Source organism: Corallococcus sp. CA047B (assembly GCF_003612065.1).
In the GTDB taxonomy this organism is placed as follows: Bacteria; Myxococcota; Myxococcia; order Myxococcales; family Myxococcaceae; genus Corallococcus; species Corallococcus praedator.
Genome location: NZ_RAWD01000416.1, coordinates 1 through 6,909, shown reverse-complemented (window position 1 = coordinate 6,909; position 6,909 = coordinate 1). Strand labels below are relative to the sequence as shown.

Sequence of the window (6,909 nt, the reverse complement as noted above, 5' to 3'; positions counted from 1 at the left end):
GCTCCGGACGGCCCACGTAACCGCGCGTCACCACCGCCCCGCCCACGTACAACTCTCCCGCCACCCCTCGCGGCACCGGACGCCCGCTCGCGTCCAGCACGTACATCCGCGCGTTCCCAATCGGACGGCCCAGCGCTAGCGTCGCCGTGCCTTCCTCCCACGCCCCTTCCACCGCGTTCGTCAGCACGCCGACCGTCGTCTCCGTCGGGCCGTAGTGGTTGAAGACCGCGCACTCCGGCGCCAGCCGCTGCACCGTCTCCACCAGTGTCCTGTCCGACGCCTCGCCGCCCACCACCAACCGCTTCAGCGGCGGCACCTGCTTCGCGTTCGGCCCGCTCAAGAGCGCACGCAGGTGCGAGGGCACCACCTTCAGGCCCTCTACCCGATGCGTCTGCATGTACGCGCCCAACGCTTCCGCGTCCGACGCCACGTCCTTCGCGACGAGGTGCAGCGTCCCCCCTCCGCACAGCATCGGGAACACCGCCGTGTGCCCCAGGTCCGCCGCCAGCGTCGTCACCGACGCGAAGCTCATTCCCTCCACCAGCCTCAGCCGGCCCCGAATCGTCTCCACGTAGTTGGCCAACTGCCGGTGCTCCACCACCACGCCCTTCGGACGTCCCGTGCTGCCCGACGTGAAGATGGCGTACACCGCGTTTCCACCCAGCGCGCCCGACTCCACACGCGTCGTGTCCGCGGCCACGTCCTCCACGATCAGCGTCTGGCAACCCAGGTTCGCCACCGCGTTCGCGTACGCCCGCTGCGTCACCACCACGCGCAGGCTGGCGTCATCGACGATCGCCTTCACACGCGCCGTCGGGAACGACGTATCCATCGGCACGTAGCCCCCGCCTGCCTTGAGGATGCCCAGCATCCCCACCACCGCCTCCACCGTGCGCTCCACGTACAGGCCCACCAGCGCCTCGGGACCGACGCCCAGCTCGCGCAGCCGCTTCGCCACCCCATTCGCGCGCGCGTCCAGCTCCGCGTAGGTGAGCTGACGGCCATCCGCCACCACCGCCACGGCTCCAGGCACCCGCTTCGCCTGCGCCTCGAACAGCGTGTGGATGCACTCCGACGGCACCGCTTCCGCCGTCTGGTTCCACGTCTTCAACACCTGCTGACGCTCGGCCGGATCCAGCAGCGGCAGCGCCCCTACGGACACGTCCGGGTCCGCCACGAGGCCCTCCAGCAGCACCCGCAGGTGCTCCACCATCCGCTCCACCGTCGAGTGCTCGAACAGATCGGCGCTGAACATCATCGCGCCCTGGAAGCCCGAGGGGGCATCGCTCAGCGACAGGTTGAGTTCGAACTTGGCCGTCTGGGTCTCCATCTCCACCCGGCGCAGGGAGAGGTCGCGAAGCGTCAGCTCCGTATCCACCTCCGTGTTGAGCACGAGCATCGCCTGGAACAGCGGCGTGCGGCCCAGATCGCGCTCCGGACGCAGCGCATCCACCAACCGCTCGAACGGCACCTGCTGGTGCACGAACGCTCCGAGCGTCGTCTCCTTCACGCGCGCCAGCACCTGCCGGAAGCTGTCAGCCGGAGCCAACCGCGTGCGCAGCACCAGCGTGTTGAGGAACAACCCGACGAGTCCCTCCACCTCCGCCTGGGTGCGACCCGCCACGGGTGTGCCCACGCTGACGTCGTCCTGGCCGCTGTAGCGCGACAGCAACACCTGCCACGCGGCGAGCAGCACCATGAACGGCGTCGCGCCCTCGCGACGGCCCAGGGCCCGCAGTGCGTCGGTTAGCTCCTTGGACCACCGCACGGGCACCGAGCCTCCGCGCGCCGACAGCGTCGCCGGACGCGCCTTGTTCGTCGACAGCTCCAACGCGGCGGGAGCCCCGTCCAACTGCCGGCGCCACCATCCGACTTGCTCCTCCAGCGCCTCACCTCGCAGCCAGTCCCGCTGCCACACGGCGTAATCCGCGTACTGCACCGGCAATGCAGGCAGCTCCGCTTCGCGCTGCTCCAGACGGGCGGCGTAGAGCGCCACCAGCTCCCGCACCAGCACGCCCGCGGACCAGCCGTCGGAGACGATGTGGTGCATCGTCAGCAGCAACAGGTGCGTGCGCTCACCGGTTCGCAGCAACGTCACGCGCAGCAGCGGTCCTTGAAGCAGATCGAACGGCCGCACCGCGTCCGCCCGGGCCAACCGCCACGCCTCCTGCTCACGCTCAGCCTCACCCAGCGCCCGCAGGTCCACCGCCTCCAGCAGGAACGCTGGCGCTTCGGAGATGCGCTGGAACGGCTTGCCGTCCTCCGCGTGGAACGTCGTCCGCAGGGTTTCATGTCGGCGGATCAGCGCGTTGAAGGCCTGCTCCAGCGCGGCCGCGTCCAGCGTGCCCTCCAGCCGCAGGACGCTGGGGATGTTGTAGAGCGCGGCCTGCGGATCCAACTGCTCCAGGAACCACAGCCGCTGCTGCGCGAACGAGAGCGGCAGCACGCCGGTGCGCGGCGCGGGCGTCAGCGGAGGCACGCGGGGCAGTGACTGCTCCCGGGCGGCCTCCACCCGCGCGGCGAGCGCTGCGACGGTGGGGGCCTCGAACAGCGCGCGCAGCGGCAGCTCCACCCCGAGCGCGGCGCGGATGCGGGAGATGGCCTGCGTCGCCAGCAGCGAGTGGCCTCCCAGCTCCAGGAAGTCATCGTGGATGCCGACCTGGGACACGCCCAGCAGTTCCTTCCAGGTCGCGGCCAGCGTCTCCTCCACGGGCGTGCGCGGAGCGACGTAGGTCGGTCCCTGTTCGGTGCGGACCGCGTCCGGCGCGGGCAGGGCCTTGCGGTCCACCTTGCCGTTCGGGGTGAGCGGCATCGCGTCCAGGACGACGAAGGCCGAGGGCACCATGTGCTCCGGGAGCTTGTCGTCCAGGTAGCGCCGCAGCGTCCCGGCCTCCACCTGTTCGTCCTCCATGGGCACGACGTAGGCGACGAGGCGCCGGTCTCCGGCCACGTCCTCGCGGGCGAGCACGACGGCCTCGCGCACCGAACCGGCCCCCGCCAGCGCGGCTTCAATCTCCCCCAGCTCGATGCGGAAGCCGCGCACCTTGACCTGATGGTCGGTGCGGCCGACGAACTCCAACAGGCCATCCGCGCGGTAGCGCACGAGGTCGCCCGTGCGGTACAGGCGCGCTCCCGGTTCCTCGCTGAACGGATCCGGCACGAAGCGCTCCGCCGTCTGCTCAGGGCGGCCCAGGTAGCCCCGGCCCACGCCGGCCCCGCCGATGAACAGCTCGCCCGGGATGCCCACGGGCACCGGCGCGCGCGCCGCGTCCAGGACGTAGACGCGCACGTTCGGATACGGCCGGCCAATGGGCGGCGTCCCCGAACCCGGCGCGCACACCGCGCTCGTCACGGTGATGCTCGCCTCGGTGGGCCCGTAGGAGTTCACGAAGCGCCGGCCGTTCGCCCAGCGGTCCATCAGCTCCGCCGAGCACGCCTCCGCGCCCGTCACCACCGTCCGGAGCGTGGGGAAGTCCTCGGAGGACAGCACCGCCAGCGTCGAGGGCAGGAGCACCGACGTGGTGATGTTCCGCTCGCGCATCAGCCGCGTCAGCTCCGGACCGGGTTGCAGCGCTTCGCGGGGCGCGAGCACCAGCGTTCCGCCGCCCGTGAGCGTGGCGAAGATCTCCAGCAGCGACACGTCGAAGCTCATCGACACGAACTGGAGCGTGCGCGTGCCTGGACGCACGTCGAAGTCCGGCACGGCGCGGGTCAGCGTGTTGACGATGCCCCGGTGCTCGACGAGCGCGCCCTTGGGCTGGCCGGTGCTGCCCGACGTGTAGATGACGTACGCCAGGTTGCGGCCTCCGGCGAGCCGGGGCAGGTCCTCGGACGACTGGCGCGAAAGGCTCGCGGCGTCGGAGTCCACGCACACCAGCTGCTCGCCGCGCGAGGGCAGCTCGTCCGCGATCTCCTCGCGCGTGACGAGCACCGGCACCCGCGTATCCTCCAGGAGGAAGGCGAGCCGGTGCGACGGATACGCGGGATCCATGGGCACGTACGCGCCCCCCGCCTTGAGGATGCCCAAGAGCGCCATCAGCAGCTCCGGGGAGCGCTCCAGGCACACGCCCACGCGGACCTCCGGCCCCACGCCGAGGCCCCGCAGGTGCCGGGCCAACTGGTTCGCGCGCGCGTTCAGCTCGCGGTACGTCCAGCGGGTCTCATTCCATTCCACCGCGACGCCGTCAGGCGTGCGCGCGACCTGCGCCTCGAAGAGGCCGTGCAGCGACGCCTCGTCCTCCAGGGGCGCCCGGGTCTCGTTCCAGTCCTTCAGCACCTGACGCCGCTCGTCCAGCGTCAGGAGCGGCAGGTGGGTGACGCGGAGGTCCGGCTTCGCGGCAGCAATGCCCTCCAGCACCGTGCGCCAGTGTCCGAGCAGCCGGGTCATGGCCTCCGTGTCGAAGCGCGACGACTGGTAGGACAGCCGCAGGCCCAGCTTCTCGCCGGGGATGACGGCGGGCGCCAGCGGCAGCGTCATCCGCTCGCGACCGTCGAAGTCGCGCACGTCCAGGTTCCGGAAGCGCTGCCGGAGCGAGGCGTCGAGCGGGTAGTTCTCCACGACGACGAGGCTCTCGAAGAGGGGCTTGCCCCGGGGCAGCTCGCTCCAGGCCTGCACCTGGACCAGCGGGCCGTGCTCGTGGGCGACCAGCGCCACCTGCTGCGTCTGGAGCGCCTGGAGCCAGGACACGAGCGTGTCGTCCGGCTCCAGCCGCACCCGGAGCGGCAACGAGTTGATGAACAGGCCCATCATCCCGTCCACCCCGGCCAGGTCGGCGGGACGGCCGGAGACGGTGGTGCCGAAGACGACGTCCGACTCACCGCTGTAGCGGAGCAGCAGCAGGGCCCACGCCCCCTGCACCACGGCGCCCAGGGTGAGCTGGTGGCGACGCGTGAAGGCCTCCAGCGCCGACGTCACCTCCGCGGAGAGGGAAATCTCCTGGGAGCCATGCCGGTGGACGGACTCGCTGTCGTCGGCACCGGGCCCCTTGTCGAGCGGCAACGGCGTGGGCGCGGTGAAGCCCGCCAGCCGCTCGCGCCAGTAGGCCTCGGAGCGGGCCGGGTCCTGTCGCCGCAGCCACGCGATGTAGTCCCGGAACATCGGACGCGAGGGCGCCAGCGCGGGCTGCCCTCGCGTGAGCGCGTCGTAGCAGCCGAACAGGTCCTGGACCACCAGCCCCAGGCTCCAGCCATCCAGGATGGTGTGGTGGAAGCTCCAGACGATGCGGTGGACGTACGTGTCCAGCCGCACCATCGCCACGCGCATCAGGGGCCCCTGCACCAGATCGAAGCCCTGGGCCCGGTCCTGCTCCAGGTAGGTCTCCAGCCGCTGCTGCTGCTCCGCGGGCGACAGGCCCCGGCAGTCGATCTCCCGCCACGGCAGCGACGCCTGACGGCGCACCACCTGCAACGGCTCCTCCAGCCCTTCCCACAACAGCGTCGTGCGCAGCACCGGGTGCCGGGCAATCAGCGTCTCCCACGCGCGCCGCAGCGCCTGCGTGTCCAGCTGCGCGTGGAAGGCCCAGGAGAGCTGCTCGAAGTACACGCCCGACGTCGGCGCCAGCAGCGCGTGGAAGAGCATGCCCTGCTGCATCGGGGAGAGCGGGTAGATGTCCTCGAACCCATCCACCTTCGCCTGCACCTGCGACAGCGTGCGCGCGTCCAGCTTCGCCAGGGGAAAGTCCGCCGGCGTGAATCTCGCCGCGTCCTCCGTCTGACGGCCCGCCACCAGCGAGCGCAGGGCTTCCGTGTACGCCCGCGCGAGGGCCTCCACTGTTGCCCTCGTGTGGAGCGCTTCGCTGTACGTCCACGTCACTTCCAGCTGGCCTCCCACCACCAGCCCGTTCACCTCCAGCACGTGTCCGCGCTGTCCGCCCTCCCCCATCGCCGGGCCCGAGGACTCCTTCGCGAGGGAGAAGTCGCCCGCTCCCGCCGCCAGCGCGTCGAACTGCCCCAGGTAGTTGAAGGCCACCTGCGCCTTCGGCGCCTGCTTCAGCTTCGCCACCACCGACTCGGGGCCCTGGTAGCGCAGCAGGCCGTAGCCCACGCCCTTGCCAGGCACCTGCCTCAGCGTGTCCCGCACCGCGCGCAGTGCGTCTCCGGGCGTGCCTGCTTCCGGCACCTCCAGCACCACCGGGTACAGCGACGTGAACCAGCCCACCGTGCGCGTCACATCCGCGTCCGCGAAGAGGTCCTCACGGCCGTGGCCTTCCACATCCACGCGCACCTGAGACTGCCCGGACCACTTCGTCAGCACGCGCGCCAGTGCCGCCACGAGCACTTCGTTCACCGTCGCCCGGTAGGCCGCCGGCACTTCCTGCAACAGCACCCGCGTCGCTTCCGCGTCCAGCTTCGCCAACACGCCGCGTGCGGAGGCCACGGTGTTCTCGCCCACCGTGTCCAAGGGCAGCGCGGGAACCTCACGCGACTGCGACAGCCACCAGGTGGCTTCCTTCTCCAGCTCCGGGCCTCGCGCGTACGTTTCCAGCTTGCGCGCCCAGGCCTGGAAGGACGTCGTCTTCGCTGGCAACTCCACCGCTCGGCCTTCTCGCCGCTGCACGTAGGCCGTGCCCAGGTCCTCCAGCAGCACGCGCCACGACACGCCGTCCACCACCAGGTGGTGCACCACCAGCAGCAGGCGTGACGTCCGCCCCGCTCCGCGCTCCATCAGCAGCGCGCGCAGCAGCAGTCCTTCTTCCAGCCGCAGGCTCGCGTGGAGTTCCTTCGCGGCGGCGGCCATCGCCGCCTGCTGTGCCTCGTCGTCCTCCGCGAGCGATGACAGGTCGAGCCGTTGCAGGAGGGGCCCGTGGCCCACGCCCGCGTTGTGCTGCGTCCAACCGGAATCGCCACGCACGTAGCGCATCCGCAGCGCGTCGTGGTGCTCCACCAACGCTCGCAGTGCTTCCTCCAGCC

The 6,909-nt window shown here is 71.2% G+C and carries 1 protein-coding gene; it reads right to left on the bottom strand.

Going from position 1 to position 6,909, the window contains the following annotated elements; genetic code table 11:
• A partial coding sequence (locus D7X74_RS37505; RefSeq protein WP_120537782.1) for a non-ribosomal peptide synthetase occupies positions 1–6,909 on the bottom strand: 6,909 nt, incomplete at both ends.